The sequence below is a fragment of the Janthinobacterium sp. GW821-FHT03C10 genome, from assembly GCF_059420865.1.
Genome location: NZ_JBWKUN010000005.1, coordinates 460,107 through 475,593 on the forward strand (window position 1 = coordinate 460,107; position 15,487 = coordinate 475,593).

The window sequence follows — 15,487 nt, forward strand, 5'->3', positions numbered from 1 at the left end:
TAATTGCAATCGCATGGATGTCATTCGTTTTATTTCCCCGGGAATTTGCAATAATTTAATTGATGAAAATTCCAGGTAATCAGAAAAGTTATTGCGTATGCCTTCAGAAACGGTTTAATAACTTAGCGGAAATTTAGTCGGTGCAGCAGCAACGAACCCATGGCCAGGTAAATCATATTTTCCGAAACATCAATGCGCTGCTCGTAGTCGCGCACCAGGCGCCGGTAGCTGACCAGAACGGCACCAGGGAGAAACTCCTGATGGTATTTTTTATGTTTCTTGCTGCGGTCTTAGCGCGCAAACAGAAAGCAGCGTCCAGGGACGCCATGGCATCAGCAAGTCTGCAGTATCGATCGGCACGCGTTTTTGCTTGCATCGTAAAATATATAGACGGCGGCCTCGTCATGAAAATAGCCATCCACCGTGAGTTGTCCCAGAAATATCAGCGGACCGTGCGCTTCGATGGACCAGTTCGGCGCTTGCAGCCAACGGGGAAGGCTTCTTCGCATAGCGAAACAAATTGCGCCATTGCGCCCGCAACCACTGCGTCCGTTCACTTTTGTTCGCATGCGGTGGCGCCTGGTCCAGCAGTGCCGCTGCGTAGGCCAGATCCACATCCAGCCACTTCGGCTGCGCCGCCAGCAAAAGCGCGTGCAGCCGGGTGGGCTTTTCCGAGACCGCTACCGGAATGCCGGCGGCGTGCACAAATTCAGCCAGGGCGCCCTGCGCGTTCAGCACGTCTGCCGGATTGCGCAGGTCGAGCGATATCAGATAGTGATACAGCGTGTGCCCCGCATGCGCATACCTGGGCGCTGGCTGCGCGGACAACAGGCGCTCCGTATCTGCGTCTTGATATAGAAGGCGTTCAAAGGCCGCCGTATCGAGTTGTCCTGCGACAAACCCGGCCACGCTGCTGATGACATACAAGCGCTCCCCTGAAAGAAAGGTTCGTCGACAACTGCGAGTGTGAGATGGCACGCCGGTTTTTCGATCGATCAGGAGTGCGCAACCATGGCGATGGTGCACGATGCCGTCACGCCGCCACACTCTGTTGTAGCAGCGCAAAGCACGCTTGCCGTGCCAATTTCCGGTGCATTCATGCTAAGATTTGGCACATGATTGCCCAAGCCCTGTTTACTCCCGCCCAGCAGAAACTGCTGGGTTTGCTCTTTGTCCGCGTGAACGAGGGCTTTCACTTGAACGAGATCATGCGCTTGACGGGCTTGGGCAGCGCGTCGGCGCAGCGGGAATTGCGCCGGCTGCATGAGTCCGGCCTGATCACATCGGAGCGGATCGGCAACGTGCGGCGCTTCTGGCCCAACAAGGAAAGTCTCGTGTATCCGGAGTTGAGCGGACTGGTGCAGAAAACCTTCGGCATCGTTGGCGTGCTCAGCATGACTCTGGCGCCCTTGCGTGCCCAGTTGCACTTGGCATTCGTGTCGGGGGCCACGGCGAAGGGACAGGACCTGCCTGGCAGCGCCATCGATTTGTTGCTGGTGGGAGAGGAAGCCAATTATGGCGATCTGTTGACGGGATTGGCCCCGGCCGAGCGAACCTTACGGCGTAAAATCAATCCCAATCTCTATACGCTGGCCGATTATCGCCGACGCCTGCGTGAGGGCCAGCCATTTCTGCTGCAGGTATTACAGCAGCCGAAGTTGTTTGTTATCGGCGATGAATCGCTATTGCATGCCCTGGCATTGCCGGATTCCCCAATGCAGACGAATGACATGCCATCTGTATTCTAAAGGTCGGGACTGGAAAGCAGTTTCTGCTATAAAGTGAAATTGTTTGCTGGAATAATATCTGAGGCGGATAGATCGTATGATGAACAAATTACAGGCGTTTGGTTTAATTGTTTCCCAGGCGGTGCGCGGAGAATTAACGTTTCCCACCAGCGTTAATTCCGCACTGCAATTGCAATTGGCCTTGGCTGAACCGGACTGCCATATCGACCATGCGATCAAACTGGTACTGGCCGAGCCCCTGCTGGCGGCGCGCACGGTCGCGCTGGCCAACTCGGCCGTGTACAGCCGCGGCGACGCGGCACCCGTAACCAGCGTGCGCGCGGCCGTCATGCGCATGGGTTACCGCAATCTGTACGCGCTGGTGGCGGCGATGGTGGTGCGCCAGTTCGGCAGCAAGATCATCGACCCCGTCCTGCGCCAGAAGGCGACCCAGCTGTGGGAGCACACTGCGCACGTGGCGGCGCTGGCGCACATCCTTGCCCGCCGCGTGACGCACGTCGATGCCGACACGGCGCTGTTCGCCGGCATCGTGCATGAAGTGGGCGGTTTTTACTTGTTGTCGCGTGCCGATGAATTCCCCGGCCTGCTTGACGACGATGCCGATCACTGGATAGAGTCCGCCGAAGAAATCATTTCTCGCGAAGTCATGAAGAAGCTGCTGATCCCGCTGGCCGTGAGCGAAGCCATCGAAGGCTTGCGCGATGGCTTGCTATCCATCCCGCCGGACTCCCTGCTCGACACCTTGTTGTTGGCCAAGCAACTGTCGCCCGTGCCGTCGCCCTTGCAGGTGACGTACGTGGAAATGCTCACTCCCGCCGATTCCGTCATCGATTTCATTATCGACAACGAGACCCTGCAAAGCATCCTGGCCGAATCGGCCGAGGAAGTGCGCTCGATGAGTGCCGCGCTGCTCGTCTGAGCTGCTGGTGCTGCCTGCCGGCGCCGCTCAAGGGCCGGGATGCAGCACGACCTTGATGCATTGCTCCTGTTTCTTCTGGAAGATCTCGTAGCCGTGCGGCGCTTCGTCCAGGCTCAAGTGGTGAGAAATGATGGCGCCGGGATCGAGTTCACCCCGCTGTATCCGTTCCAGCAGCGGCTGCATGTAGCGCTGCACGTGTGTTTGCCCCGTCTTGATGGTCAATGAACGGTTCATGATGGAGCCAAACGGGATCTTGTCGCTGAAGCCGCCATACGCGCCCGGCACCGAGACGACGCCGCCGTTGCGGCACGCCATCAGTGCTTCGCGCAGGGCCGTGGGGCGGTCCGATTCCAGTCTCATCGTCTGCTTGAGGCGGTCGTAGATATAGCTGACGCCGGAACCGTGCGCTTCCATGCCGACGGCATCGATGCAGGCATCGGGACCCCGTCCTCCCGTCATTTCCCGCAGGGCGTCGGGCACGTCCACCGCATCGAAATGCAAGGTTTCCGCACCGGACAGTTCGCGTGCCATGCGCAGGCGTTCCGGGTAATGGTCGATGGCGATGACGCGTTCGGCGCCGAGCAGGAAGGCGCTCTGGATGGCGAACTGTCCCACGGGGCCACAGCCCCACACGGCCACTACCTGGCCCGGCGCGATGGCGCAGGCTTCGGCCGCCATGTAGCCGGTCGGCAGTATGTCCGAGAGGAACAGCACCTGTTCATCCTTGAGCTCGTCCGGCACCTGGATGGGGCCGACGTCGGCAAACGGCACGCGCACGTATTCCGCCTGGCCGCCCGCATAGCCGCCCGTCAGGTGGGAATAGCCAAAGATGCCTGCGCCCGAGTGACCCCACATCTTTTCCGCCATGTAGGCGTTGGGATTGGAATTCTCGCACACCGAGTACAGCTGTTGCTCGCAAAAGAAGCAGCGTCCGCAGGCGATGGGAAACGGCACCACCACCCGTTCTCCCACCTTGCGCTTGCGCACCGCGGAGCCCACCTCCACCACCTCGCCCATGAATTCATGGCCGAGGATGTCGCCTTGTTCCATGCTGGGCACGACGCCATTGTAGAGGTGTAGGTCGGAGCCGCAGATGGCCGTGGAACTGACCTTGACGATGGCGTCGCCGGGATTGAGGATGGCGGGATCGGGCACTTGTTCGATCCGCACGTCGCGCTTGCCGTGCCAGCAATTGGCTTTCATGACACACCTCCGTTTGCTTGCGGCCGAGGGGCAGCGGCCGTGCCGCCAGCCTTGTGCAGCAAGCGCGTCTTGAAGCTGCGCTTGCCCGACGGCTGGCCCTCGGTGGTGCTGACCTCGCCCGTTTCCATCCACTGCTTGAAGCGGCGCAAGGTGGTTTCGATCTGGTAGGCGGGCGCCTGACTGAACAGGCCTGCCACGGCCGCACCCACCTTGCCGGCTGGCGGCTGCATGTGCAGTTGCATGGTGACCACGGTGCCGCGCCCGCCGGGTGCGGGCGACAGTTCCAGCGCCCCCGTTTCCGCATGGTTTTCCGCCGCGCGCCAGCGCATGCCCTGGCCCGGACGCTCTCGCGTCAGTTCGCCTATCCACTCGCCTGCGACGCTGTGCCAGCGCGAGCGGCGCGCATCGATCAGCTGCACCGACTTCAGGCCCGGCATGAAGCGGGGCAGGTTTTGCAGGTCGCGCCAGGCGCGGTAGCAATCGTCGGCGGAACGGTTGACGATGACGCTCTTTTGCAGCGCCAGCCCCTGTTCGCCGGGCGCCGGTAATTGGCTCAACTTGCGCGGCGCCAGTTGCGCACTGGCGATATAGTCGATGGCCGTCACGCCCGCCACCACGGCTGCCGTCGCCGCCAGGCGCGCGCGCGCATGGCGCCGGCTGGCCATGGCCACGCCCAGCAGCGACAGGTCCATGGCGTCGCCGGCGATGCGCGACCAGCGCCATGCTGGAGCGGTGTCGCCGCGCAGCAAGGCCACGCCGCACGCCATTTCGCGCAGGCCGATGGCGCGTATCCAGAAAGACGAGACGCCGCGCAGGCCGCTGGCCCGCGCCAGGCCGCGCGGCGCCAGCAGCTGGGCCAGGCCCAGGCCGATGCTGAGCCAGCCAAGGGCTCTGATCATGGCATGGCGGCCGTGCGCGGTATCGTCGGGAATGTGCCGCTGCGGCCGGCCATCGGCCTGGCCGCGCGTGCTGGTGTAGTGAAGAATGGCGTCATGCCCGTGATAGGGCGTCTCCGCTGACGCTTGCCAGGCGGGCGGGCCAGCCATGGCACCATCGTTCCTGTCTTCGCTTTGCATGCTGCCTCCCTTGCGTGTCTGGGAGTTAGGCAGCATTGCCTGGTACGCGTTCCGGCAGGCGTGCGCGAGATGCGGCCGGTCTGTGCCAGATCAAGCATCGGCACGAAAAAAAAACGGCAGCCCCGGTTGGCGCTGCCGCTGTGGCGGGAGGGCTTTACCTTACTGCTTTACTTCTGCTGCGCGATCCACCGGTCGACCTTGGCTTCCAGCAGTTTCAGGGGCAGGGTGCCGTCGCCGAGCACCACTTCGTGGAACTTCGGCAGGCTGAACTTGTCGCCCAACGCCTGCTGGGCGCGCTGGCGCAGTTCGACGATTTTCAGCGAACCGATCTTGTAGCCCAGCGCCTGGCCTGGCCAGGCCATGTAGCGTTCCGTTTCGCTTCTCGCCACGGCGTCATAGCCGAGGGTGTCGCGCATGTACTTGATCGTCTGCTCGCGCGTCCAGCCCTTGGTGTGCAAGCCCGTGTCGACCACCAGGCGCACGGCGCGCAGCATCTCGTCGTTCAAATGGCCGAAATACTGGGCCGGATCGTCGAACAGGCCCATTTCCTTGCCCAGGGTTTCCGCATACAGGGCCCAGCCTTCCGTGAAGGCATTGTTGCCGCCGAAACGGCGGAAGTTCGGCAAGTCCATCTCTTGCACCAGCGCCAGGTGGAAATGGTGGCCCGGCTTGCCTTCATGCAAGAACAGGGTGGTCATGCCCGTATCGCCATACAGTTTCGGATCGGTGACGACGGACCAGAACACGCCCGGACGCGAACCGTCGGCGGCCGGGGCCGTGTAATGGTCGGCGGCCGTGTCGCGGCTCAGTTCAGGTTCCAGGCGCAAGTCCAGCGGTGCTTTCGGCACCAGGGTAAACAGGGCGGGCAATTTGCTGTCAAGCAGCACGTTCAGCTTGCGGTAGACGTCGAGCACTTCCTGCTCCGTCTTGAACGGACGGTATTTCGCCTGTTCCGAGACCCACACGGGCAAGCCGGCGGCCGGGCCGTTGTAGCCCATCTTCGGACCGACGATCGCATATTGTTCCTGGATGCGCGCCACTTCCTTCAGGCCGATGGCGTGGATCTGCTCCGGTTTCAAATCCGTGGTGGTGCTGCTGGCCACGCGCGCCTGGTACCAGGCCGCGCCATCGGGCAGGGCGCTCCAGCCGCTGCTCGTGCGGCCGGCCGGCAGGTAATCGCGTTCCATGAAGGTGGCCAGGCGCTGCAACGCAGGCATCAGCTTGGCTTCGATGATGACGGTGTAGGTTTGCGTCAGGCGCGCCTTGTCCACGTCGGAAAAGCTGGCCGGCAAGTTCTTGATGGGTGTGTAATACACGCTCTCCTGCGGCGTGGTGCTGACGAGCTTCTTGAATTGCGGCAGGGCCGACTGCGTCAGCGCCTTCGGCAGCACGATGCCCTTTTGCATGCCGACTTTCATGTTGGCGATGGCTTGGTCTATCCAGCCCGGCAACTGGCCGATACGGCTCAGGTAAGCGTCATACTCCTTGACCGTGGTCAAAGGCTGCGATGCCTCGCCGCCCGCATAATTGGCCAGGGTGACGGGCATGCTGTCCATCTGGTTGAGCGGCAGCAAATATTCGGGGAAGCGCTCGAAGCTCAGCGCCGTCGTCAGTTCATAGTCGAGGATATCGTAGTTGATCTGGTCCTGATGCGACAGCTGCGCGCGGGCGATGCTGCGCAGGGTCTTCTGGTACTGGCGGTACAGGGCGAACTGCTTTGCGCGCGCGGCGGGCACGATGGCTGAACCGAGCTGATCGTCAAAACGGTTGTCGCCGCTCTCGGTGGCATTGATCGGCTCGAAACGGGCCTGCGCATCGTAGTACTGGTCGGCCAGCACTTGCAGCTGTTGTTTGGCTTTTGGCGCGCTGACGGCCACGGCTGCGGTTTTTGCAGCGGGCTGGGCCGCTTGCGCCGTGGGGGCGTAGGCGAGCAACAGGGAGATGGCCAGGGTGCCGAGGGTGCCGGCGGCAAAACGATGCTTCATGCGCGAGATCCTTTGTAAGGAGGGAATGAACGGAGGCGTTGGGGGGCGGGGTGGCCGCTCGCGAAGGAGCAGCCGGGGCGTAAGCATACGCCATTGCCCGGTGCGTTTGGATAAATTGTGCGGGAGGAATGTTGCTATTTTGCCGTAGGCGGCAGGGCCGCTTTCATCGCTTGCCAGTGGCTGCTGGTCAAGGGAAGGCAGGCCGGGCAGGGCGTGGCGGCGATCAGGCTGCGGATCTGCTGCGCGCGCGCCGCCGTTTGCGGGTGCGAGGAAATCCATCCGGGCACGCCGGCCTGGTCCTTGTCATCGAGCTGCTGGAAAAAGCGCAGCATGCCGTCGGGGCGGATCTGCGCACGCTGCAAGGCCAGCAAGCCCAGGCGATCCGCCTCTTCCTCCATGTCGCGGCTGAAATACAGGGTGCCGGCCTGGTGCGCCAGCATGGCGGCCACGGCGCTGATGTCGCCGATGGTCACGCCCACCAGGGCGCCCCAGCCCAGGCTGCTGATCATCTGCCGCAGCGAATGGCGCTGTTCCACATGCTGCACTTCATGCGCGAGCACGCCGGCCAGCTCGCCCGGATCCCCCGCCTGGCGCAGCAAGCCCGTATGCACGACGATGATGCCGCCCGGCATGGCAAACGCGTTGACCGTGTCGTCCTGCTTGACCAGCCAGCGGTACGGGTAGCGCGAACCGGCCGTCAGCTTGCCGCCGATGTCCTGCACCGTCTGCTGCGCCACGCCGCTCTCAACGATGCCGCCTTGCGCGCGCACTTGCGCCAGGGCCAGTTCGCCCAGCTGCTTCTCCGTCGACATCGGTATCAGTCCCGCCAGCGCACCGACGGCATGGCCGCCTTGCCACCACAGCAGGGCGGAAGCGACGACGGCCGCACCCGTCAAACCGGCCAGCCAGCCCGACACTTGCCGCCGGTTGCGCTGGCGCTCGCCCCACAGTCGCTGCAGTTGCGGCTGCAGCGCGGCCGGCGCTGCGCGCAAGACGATGGCGATGTCGTCCGCCGTCAGCGGCTTGAGCGACGCTTGCCGTCCTTGTGCGTCGAGCCAGTTCAGGAACAGTTCCGGCCCGTCGACACCGCCCACGCTGACGACCAGCTGCGCCACGTCCAGCGTGGGGCCGGGCGCGTCGATGGCCAGCTGGCTGCCGAAGAAATGCGCGCTGACGGCCATGCCCGCCGGGCCGCCGTCGGGGCCGGTCAGCAGTGCCTGGAATGGCGTCATGCTGCCGCCTCGGCAAAGCGGCTTTCGTACAGTGCCGCCATCAGGTCCGACTGGCTGATGATGCCGGCCAGGCGCTCTTCATCGTCGAGGATGGGAATATGGTGGTAGCCGGCGTCGGCCATCAGCGGCACGAGGTCGATGATGGGCGTGCCCAGGCGGGCCGTGTGCGGCGACGGCGTCATCAGCTGCCCCACCGCTTCCGGCTTGTCGCCGTGGGACAGGCCGCTGCGCTGCAGCAAGCCGCGCAGGCGCTGGCGCATGCCCTGGTAATCGTCGAGGCCGCCATGGCGCAGGAAATCCGTCTGCGTGATGATGCCGATGACGCGGCGTGCCCGGTTCACGACGGGCAGGGCGCCCACATCGTGCTCGCGCATGGTGCGCCAGGCAACATCGAGCGGCGTGCCGAATTCCACGCTGAGCACGTCTTTCGACATGATGTCGGCGCAGGTGACGACGCCGAAGCGGCGCTGGTAGGCGCGCATTTCCGTTTGCAGGAAGATCGCTTGCAGATCGTCGCGGCTGATGTCGAGCACTTCGCTGTGCTGGCGCAAGACGGCATCGAGGTCGTCCGGCGAAAAGCCCAGGCGGTTGCTGGGCACGTCATCCTTGGTGGCGTGCGGATGCGGCGTGACCAGTTGCTGGACGTGCGGGTAGCGGCGTCCCGTCAGGTTGTTGTACAGCACGGCGCAGGCGACCAGCACGGCGGAATTGAACAGCACGGTGATGAAGACGAATTCAAAGCCGGCCGCATGCACGCTGGCGCCGCCGACGACGGTGGTGAGCGCCACGGCGCCGCCCGGCGGATGCAGACAGCGCAGGGCAAACATGGCGCCGATGGCCAGGCAGGCGGCCAGCGCCGCCACGCCCACGCTGGACCCCAGCCATTTGACGCAGGCCATGCCGACCAGGCCGGAGACGACGTTACCGCCCACCACGGACCACGGTTGCGCCAGCGGGCTGGCCGGCAGGCAGAACAGCAGCACGGCCGAGGCGCCCATGGGCGCGATCAGGTAGACGCTGGCGCTGTCAGGGGCCAGCAGGAAATGGCAGATCAGGCCCGTCAGCAGCAAGCCGCAGATGGCGCCCGCGCAAGCGCGCAATTGTTCGCGGCGACTGCCGTTGTTCGGTTGCGGCAGCCAGCGTGCCAGGAAAGAAGTCGTCATGGGGAGGGCGCGTTCGGGCCGCGTTGCTCAGTGTGAGCCCCATATTATCCCATGCGTTCCATTTCGCTGCCGGTGGGCATTAATCCTCGGCGCAGACGGCCTGCAAGCCGTGCCGCGCCAGCAGCGTCCTGACGGCTGCGATGGTCGACGGCGCCGGCTCGCTGCTGGCGCAGGCATAGATGTCATTGAGGACCACCGCCGCATCTTTGCCCGTGACGGCGGCCATCAGCTCGGCCAGGTTGCGGTCGGAAAAGTGTTCATACAGCAGGGCCAGCACGGCGAAATATGCCGTATCGGGCATGCCGCCGGGATAGGCGTCGCGCAACATGCGCGCGGCGCCGGACAGCGTTGGGGGTAATATATCTGGCGTGCTCAAGCGGCGACTCCTTGGTGGCGCTGATACGCGCTTATACGTTTTCCGCATAAGCACAGTGCAATTAAATGGTGGATATTTCCTACAAGCAGGCATATTCTAGACAATCACGCCCGCTGGCAGCTGTTCAGCTGGCTTCACGATTTCTTTCAGGAGTCCTGCATGCGCCTTTCCCGTTTCGTCGCCCCATTCTTTGCCAGCCTGCTGCTTGCCGGTACCGCCATTGCCGCCGCCCCCACACCGGCCAACCCGGTCGCCACGCCGCATCTGCCGTACAACGCGGCGGCCGACGCCAAGGCCGACGTGGCCCGCGCGCTGGCCGAGGCCAAGGCGGCGCACGTGCCTGTCTTGCTGATCTTTGGCGCCAACTGGTGCGAGGATTGCCGTGCGCTCGACAAGGCCTTGAAGGAAGGCAAGAATGCCGAGTTGATGCAACAGCAGTTCAAGGTCGTCAAGGTCGACGTGGGCAACTTCGACCATAACCTGGACGTGGCGCATGCCTATGGCAATCCGCTCAAGAAAGGCATCCCGGCTGCCGTGCTCGTATCGAGCGACAACAACCAGGTGCTGTACGCCACCAAGGGCGGCGAACTGGCGAATGCCCGCCGCATGAGCGAGAGCGGCATCTATGATTTCTTTAAACAAGCCGCCAGCGTGAAAGCGCCGGCGATTTAAGCGTCTTCCAACATTCTCTAAAATTCTTCCCACGCATCGCTGGCCGGCGCTTTCGGGCGCGCTGGCGTGGGCAGCATGGGCTTGTGCGCTGGCTGCCGAGGCTGCTGCGGCGCCGCATGCCCCGTTTCTTCCAGCTTGAAGACGCTGACCACCTGCGCCAGCCGGCCCGCCTGATCCTGCAGGGACTGGGCTGCCGCCGCCGCCTCTTCCACGAGGGCCGCGTTTTGCTGGGTAGCGTCATCCATCTGCGTGACCGTGGCATTGACTTGCGCGATGCCCTGGCTTTGCTCCTGGCTGGCCGAAGCGATCTCTCCCATCAGGTCGGCCACCCTCTGCACGGAGCCGACGATGTCCTGCATGGTGGCGCCGGCCGAGTCGACCAGCTTGCTGCCCGCTTCCACCTTGCCGCCCGAGTCGACGATCAAGTCCTTGATTTCCCTCGCTGCAGCCGCTGAGCGTTGCGCCAGGTTGCGCACCTCGGTTGCCACCACGGCAAAGCCGCGGCCCTGTTCGCCCGCGCGGGCCGCCTCGACGGCCGCGTTCAGGGCGAGGATATTGGTTTGAAAGGCAATGCCGTCGATCACGCCGATAATATCCGCGATCTTGCGCGAACTTTCCGTAATCGCGCCCATCGTCTGCACGACTTGCCCGACCACTTCGCCGCCCTTGACGGCGTGGCTCGAGGCCGACACCACCAGTTGATTGGCCTGGCGCGCATTGTCCGCATTCTGTTTCACGGTCGACGTCAGTTCTTCCATGGCTGCCGCCGTTTCTTCCAGGCTCGACGCCTGGGCTTCCGTGCGCGCCGACAGGTCCAGGTTGCCCGACGCGATCTGGCTCGATGCGCTGGCAATTGCCCCGGTACTGTCGCGAACTTCGCGTATCGTCACGTTCAGCGATGCGACGAAGCGGTTGAAGGCAGCCGCCAGCGCACCGACCTCGTCTTCCGATTCGACGGGCATGCGGCGGCTCAGGTCGCCATTCCCGCTGGCGATTTCGCTGAGCATGTCCGCTGCCCGCGCCACAGGGGCGGCAATGGCGCGGCTGATGACATAAATGATGGCCAGGGCGATGCCGCCACCGACCAGGCCGGCGATCAGGGCGGCGATCAGGGCCGAGCGCGTGACATTGCCCAGCACTTCCGCTTGCGGCACTTCGGCCATCACATACAAATTGAGTTCCGGCACGAAGGAGGCGGCGACGAACTGGCGTCCCGCGGGCGCGTCGTAGACGGCGTACGCGTATTTGTTGCCCGTCAGCAGGTTCTTGCTCAGCGTATCGCTGAAGCCGGGCAGATCTTTGAGGGCGTGCTTGCCGTCGGCCAGGGCCGTGTCGCGGTGCACCAGCAGCACGCCATTGGCGCGCGCCAGGTAGACATGGCCCGTCTGCCCGATCTTGTAGCTGCGGATGGTGTCGGCCAGCGCATTGATGGACAGTCCGAGCCCGGCCGCGATCTGCTTGCCGCCCGCCGTCCGGCCACGCGCATTCAGGTACAGCATCAGGTCGCTGGAATTGTCCGCCTTGTCGATGTCGAGCGTATAGGCCTTGTCGCCGGCCAGCAAGCCATAGAACCACTGGTCGGCCGCCTGGTTCTTGTCCAGGGTGCGCAGCAAGCCTTCGGTGGTGAAATACTTGCCCGTGCTGGCCGAGGCCCAGTTGATCGAGGCGGCCTTGTTCTTTTCCTTGACCACGGTGGCGTAGCGCTGGAAGGTGGCGATACCGCTGTCGGGCAAGCCGGCGTCTTCCCAGTCTTGCAGATAAACATCGTTGGCCATGGTCTGTACCACGGACAGGGGTTGGCTGATCTGGCGCAGCACGTCGTTGCGGATCTCGCCCACTTGCGCCGGCAATTCCTGGCTGACGACGCGCTCGCGCACGTAATCGCTGCTCATGCGCACGCTGAGGAAAGACGAGATCGCCATGAAGAGCAGCAGGCACAAGCCCATGCTGAACAAGAGTTTTTTCTGGATGGAGAGGCGGCGCAGCAGAGACATGGAAGACCTTGGAGGATGGCCTGCACAATAGACAGAAAAGCGGGCAGGCGAGCGGCCAGTATACCGGCCGGGCCTGTCGTCCCACCGCACCATTGCTGCTTTTCGTTCACTAATGTTGCGTTGCAGCAACGCGTTTTTCCACATTGGCCCCGCGTGGCCGGAAAACGCCTCAGGCCGGCAAGCCGTGGGCGATCAATTCCAGCGGCAATTCCGTGCTGCACTTGATTTGTTCCATGGAAAAGGCGGACGACACGCCCGTCAGCTGCGCGGCCTTGATGAGCTTTTTATAGAAGGTATCGTAGCCCTTGATATCGGTGGTGACGACTTTCAGCAGGTAGTCGATGTCGCCGCTCATGCGGTGAAATTCCTGTACCTCGGGCAAGACGATGACGGCGGCGGCAAAGCGGCGCAGCCATTTTTCATCGTGCTGTCCCGTGCGCACGCTGACGAAGACGGTCACGGGCAAGCCCACCTTTTGCCGGTTGACGATGGCCACGCGGTTTTCGATATAACCCTCTTCCTCCAGGCGCTTGACCCGCTTCCAGCATGGCGTGCTGGACAAACCGATCTTTTCGCTGAGGGCGGCGATCGACAGGGTGCCGTCCTGCTGCAGGGCGGCGAGGATGGCGCAGTCGAATTTGTCGAGCGAGAAGTTTGGTGAATTCATTTTAGTATTCCGGTTTTTATGGCATGAACATGCTGCATAGTACCGTGTTTGCAGTGTCTTTTGGCATATCTTCACGGGGGCAGGCCGGTAGACTATCGAGATGTTCCAGCCGCTTGCGCTGCGCCTTTTTAACTGCGCCTTTTTTATAGAATATTCGGACTGCCATCATGAAAGAAATCTACCTCGACAGCAATGCCACCACTTGCGTGCTGCCCGCCGCCGTTGCCGCCGCCCGGCAAGCGATGGAGCAGGGCTATGGCAACCCCAGCAGCACCCATGCCACGGGTTTGCAGGCCAAGGCTATGATGGATGGCGTGCGCCGGCGCGCCGGCGGCTTGCTGGGCGTGGGCGACGGCCGATTGATGTTCAACAGCGGCGCCACCGAGGGCATCCAGACGGCCGTGCTGTCGGCCCTGTGCGCGCTGCGCGAACGGCGCGATGCGGGCAAGCGCATCGGCAGCCTGCTGTTGTATGGCGCGACTGAGCACAAGGCCGTGCCGGAGAGCCTGGCGCACTGGAACCGGTTACTGGGCCTGAACCTGGAAGTGCGCAAGCTGCCCGTCGATGCGCAGGGGCGCCACGATCTGCAGGCGCTCGATGCGCTGATCGGCGAGGCGGCCATGCTGTGCACGATGGCGGCCAACAATGAAACGGGCGTCGTCAGCGACTTGTCCGCCATCGCCCAGCTGCTGCAGGAACGGGGCGCCGACGCCTACTGGATGGTCGATTGCGTGCAGGCGCTGGGCAAGCTGAAGCTGAACCTGGCCGCCACGCGCATCGATTATGCGCCGTTTTCCGGCCACAAGCTGTATGCGCCCAAGGGCATCGGCATGCTGTATGTGCGCGCCGGCGCCTCGTTTACGCCCTTGATGATGGGCGGCGGCCAGGAAGCGGGCCTGCGCTCGGGCACGGAAAACATGGCCGGCATCGCCGCGCTGGGTGCCGTGCTGGCCGCGCTCGACGATGGCAAGACCTTCCGCAGCCACGCCGACCTGGCCGCTTTCCGCGAGCAGCTGGTGGCCAGCCTGGAACGCGCTTTTCCCGGCATCGTTTTCAATATGCCGTTCGACTTGTCCTTGCCGACGACGCTCAATTTTTCCGTGCCGGGCCTGTCCTCGAAAGAGCTGCTGGACCTGTTCGACGCGGCGCGCGTGCGCGTCAGCTCGGGCAGCGCGTGTTCCGCCGCCAAGGCGCTGCCCAGTTATGTGCTGGAAGCCATGCACGTGCCGCAATGGCGCGCCAGCTCGGCCATTCGCCTGTCGTTCGGCCCCCTGATCGATGCGGCGACGGTCGCTTCCGCCTGCGCGCGCATCGAGCGCTGCGGCGCAGCGCTGCGCAGCAGCTGCCTGCTGCCGTCGGCGCTGGCGCCATCGCCGCAGGACGGCGCGCAGGACGGCATAATCCAGCTGAGCGTCGATGGCCAGTGCACCTGGCTGATCAGCGATGCCGCCAGCGCCAGTTGCGTCGTCATCGATCCCGCCGCCGCGCTCGTGCCGCGCCTGGCCGCCTTCATCCGCTGCCAGCACCTGGCCCTGCGCGCCATCGTGCACACGGCGGCGCCATTGGACCATGGCGCCGCGCGTCTGGCGCTGCTGCAGGAACTCGAGATCGAACAAGTCGGTCACGTCGATATCGACGGTGAGCTGGCGCTGGGCCAGCAGCGCCTGCGCCGCATCGAGTGCGGCGACACCCATGTGTACCTGCTGGGGCAGCATTTCGCCTTCATCGGCGCCCTGGCGCCCGAGGCGTTGACGCCCTTGCTGGATGCGGCGCTGCTGACGCAAGACACGGTGCTGTGCGCGTCCGGCGACGACGGCGGCATCTGCGGCACCGTAGGCACCGCACGCGAAGGCGAGGCCGCCGCCAGCGCACTGCAGCTTGACGCGGCCGCTTTGCCCGCCTTCCTGCGCCAGCATCCCGACGCCATCCTCGTCGACGTGCGCGAAGCGTATGAACACGCGGCGTGCGCCGGCACCGTGTTCGAGGGCTGCGCGGTGCGCAGCGTACCGCTGAGCCGCTTGGCGGGGCAGGTGGCCGCCTGGCTGCAGCAGCCGCAGCGCCCGCTGGTGTTTTTCTGCCGCAGCGGCAACCGCAGCGCACGCGCCGCCGCCTGCCTGCGCCGCCTCGGCCACGGCGCGGCGTGGCAACTCAACGGCGGCATGGCGATGGCGGAGGCGACGCGCCATCCGCTGGCGATTGCGGCCTGAACTTCTTGAACTTTCTTCCATGAAATATTGCACCGTGCCATCATCGGCACGGTGCGCGCCGCGCCTTTTCTTCCATTCATTTCCTGTCGGCATCTTTCTGCCATTCAAGGCGCTGATTTCTGTACTGAAACCTCCCCAATGCGTCGAGTATGTACGCTAGCGCACGGTCTTGCGCACAGGGCACCCCTACGATGAAGTTCAGAAAATCTCCCTATACCCTGAGATTCGTCGCAACGCTCCGGCGC

At 63.8% G+C, this 15,487-nt stretch carries 13 protein-coding genes and 1 pseudogene; 4 read left to right on the top strand and 10 right to left on the bottom strand.

Features of this window, described 5'->3' with window-relative positions:
• Positions 1 to 122 precede the first annotated feature (122 nt).
• Together AC07VH_RS19165 and AC07VH_RS19170 are read right to left on the bottom strand one after the other, a co-directional pair.
• Positions 123 to 236 (bottom strand): annotated as a pseudogene (locus AC07VH_RS19165) (IS5/IS1182 family transposase); the annotation flags it as partial.
• A 166-nt stretch (positions 237 to 402) separates the two neighbouring features.
• Complete coding sequence (locus AC07VH_RS19170) at positions 403 to 927, bottom strand: hypothetical protein (RefSeq protein ID WP_494787486.1); 525 nt, start codon at positions 925 to 927, stop codon at positions 403 to 405.
• A gap of 188 nt (positions 928 to 1,115) precedes the next feature.
• Between AC07VH_RS19170 and AC07VH_RS19175 the strand changes: the two genes are divergently transcribed.
• Positions 1,116 to 1,748, top strand: a complete 633-nt coding sequence (locus tag AC07VH_RS19175) for an ArsR family transcriptional regulator (protein WP_475413870.1) — start codon at positions 1,116 to 1,118, stop codon at positions 1,746 to 1,748.
• A 79-nt stretch (positions 1,749 to 1,827) separates the two neighbouring features.
• Positions 1,828 to 2,667 (top strand): HDOD domain-containing protein, encoded by an 840-nt coding sequence (locus AC07VH_RS19180; protein ID WP_475413873.1) that lies wholly within the window; start codon positions 1,828 to 1,830, stop codon positions 2,665 to 2,667.
• A 27-nt stretch (positions 2,668 to 2,694) separates the two neighbouring features.
• Here AC07VH_RS19180 and AC07VH_RS19185 read toward each other — a convergent pair whose 3' ends face one another.
• The 6 genes from AC07VH_RS19185 to AC07VH_RS19210 form a co-directional block, all read right to left on the bottom strand.
• The gene (locus AC07VH_RS19185; RefSeq protein WP_494787485.1) at positions 2,695 to 3,870 is read right to left on the bottom strand and encodes a zinc-dependent alcohol dehydrogenase; all 1,176 of its coding nucleotides are present in this window, start codon (positions 3,868 to 3,870) and stop codon (positions 2,695 to 2,697) included.
• A complete protein-coding gene (locus tag AC07VH_RS19190; RefSeq protein ID WP_494787484.1) occupies positions 3,867 to 4,946 on the bottom strand; it encodes an SRPBCC family protein in 1,080 nt (359 codons plus the stop codon). The genes AC07VH_RS19185 and AC07VH_RS19190 overlap by 4 nt, the downstream gene beginning before the upstream one ends.
• 167 nt (positions 4,947 to 5,113) lie before the next feature.
• Positions 5,114 to 6,931, bottom strand: coding sequence for a DUF885 domain-containing protein (locus tag AC07VH_RS19195; RefSeq protein ID WP_494787483.1), 1,818 nt, complete (start codon positions 6,929 to 6,931; stop codon positions 5,114 to 5,116).
• 134 nt (positions 6,932 to 7,065) lie between these two features.
• On the bottom strand, positions 7,066 to 8,163 hold the full coding sequence (locus AC07VH_RS19200; protein WP_494787482.1) for a M48 family metallopeptidase: 1,098 nt from the start codon (positions 8,161 to 8,163) through the stop codon (positions 7,066 to 7,068).
• Positions 8,160 to 9,326, bottom strand: a complete 1,167-nt coding sequence (locus AC07VH_RS19205; protein ID WP_475413865.1) for an HPP family protein — start codon at positions 9,324 to 9,326, stop codon at positions 8,160 to 8,162. The genes AC07VH_RS19200 and AC07VH_RS19205 overlap by 4 nt, the downstream gene beginning before the upstream one ends.
• Before the next feature lie 79 nt (positions 9,327 to 9,405).
• Positions 9,406 to 9,702 (bottom strand): DUF3349 domain-containing protein, encoded by a 297-nt coding sequence (locus AC07VH_RS19210; RefSeq protein ID WP_475413864.1) that lies wholly within the window; start codon positions 9,700 to 9,702, stop codon positions 9,406 to 9,408.
• Between the two features lie 159 nt (positions 9,703 to 9,861).
• Between AC07VH_RS19210 and AC07VH_RS19215 the strand changes: the two genes are divergently transcribed.
• Positions 9,862 to 10,374: a thioredoxin family protein gene (locus AC07VH_RS19215; protein WP_217494244.1), complete on the top strand. Its 513-nt coding sequence runs from the start codon at positions 9,862 to 9,864 to the stop codon at positions 10,372 to 10,374.
• Between the two features lie 17 nt (positions 10,375 to 10,391).
• Here AC07VH_RS19215 and AC07VH_RS19220 read toward each other — a convergent pair whose 3' ends face one another.
• Positions 10,392 to 12,368 (bottom strand): methyl-accepting chemotaxis protein, encoded by a 1,977-nt coding sequence (locus tag AC07VH_RS19220; protein WP_494787481.1) that lies wholly within the window; start codon positions 12,366 to 12,368, stop codon positions 10,392 to 10,394.
• 169 nt (positions 12,369 to 12,537) lie between these two features.
• Positions 12,538 to 13,035 carry an Lrp/AsnC family transcriptional regulator gene (locus AC07VH_RS19225; RefSeq protein ID WP_494787480.1) on the bottom strand — a complete coding sequence of 166 codons (498 nt, stop codon included), beginning with the start codon at positions 13,033 to 13,035 and terminating at the stop codon, positions 12,538 to 12,540.
• A 167-nt stretch (positions 13,036 to 13,202) separates the two neighbouring features.
• Between AC07VH_RS19225 and AC07VH_RS19230 the strand changes: the two genes are divergently transcribed.
• Positions 13,203 to 15,242, top strand: coding sequence for an aminotransferase class V-fold PLP-dependent enzyme (locus AC07VH_RS19230; protein WP_494787479.1), 2,040 nt, complete (start codon positions 13,203 to 13,205; stop codon positions 15,240 to 15,242).
• The last annotated feature ends 245 nt before the right edge of the window (positions 15,243 to 15,487 follow it).

Coding starts and splice junctions, on each gene's coding strand:
- AC07VH_RS19220 (WP_494787481.1), bottom strand. CDS start 12,368: ATGTCTCTGCTGCGCCGCCTCTCCATCCAGAAAAAACTCTTGTTCAGC.
- AC07VH_RS19230 (WP_494787479.1), top strand. CDS start 13,203: ATGAAAGAAATCTACCTCGACAGCAATGCCACCACTTGCGTGCTGCCC.
- AC07VH_RS19195 (WP_494787483.1), bottom strand. CDS start 6,931: ATGAAGCATCGTTTTGCCGCCGGCACCCTCGGCACCCTGGCCATCTCC.
- AC07VH_RS19190 (WP_494787484.1), bottom strand. CDS start 4,946: ATGCAAAGCGAAGACAGGAACGATGGTGCCATGGCTGGCCCGCCCGCC.
- AC07VH_RS19185 (WP_494787485.1), bottom strand. CDS start 3,870: ATGAAAGCCAATTGCTGGCACGGCAAGCGCGACGTGCGGATCGAACAA.
- AC07VH_RS19200 (WP_494787482.1), bottom strand. CDS start 8,163: ATGACGCCATTCCAGGCACTGCTGACCGGCCCCGACGGCGGCCCGGCG.
- AC07VH_RS19225 (WP_494787480.1), bottom strand. CDS start 13,035: ATGAATTCACCAAACTTCTCGCTCGACAAATTCGACTGCGCCATCCTC.
- AC07VH_RS19215 (WP_217494244.1), top strand. CDS start 9,862: ATGCGCCTTTCCCGTTTCGTCGCCCCATTCTTTGCCAGCCTGCTGCTT.
- AC07VH_RS19180 (WP_475413873.1), top strand. CDS start 1,828: ATGAACAAATTACAGGCGTTTGGTTTAATTGTTTCCCAGGCGGTGCGC.
- AC07VH_RS19205 (WP_475413865.1), bottom strand. CDS start 9,326: ATGACGACTTCTTTCCTGGCACGCTGGCTGCCGCAACCGAACAACGGC.
- AC07VH_RS19175 (WP_475413870.1), top strand. CDS start 1,116: ATGATTGCCCAAGCCCTGTTTACTCCCGCCCAGCAGAAACTGCTGGGT.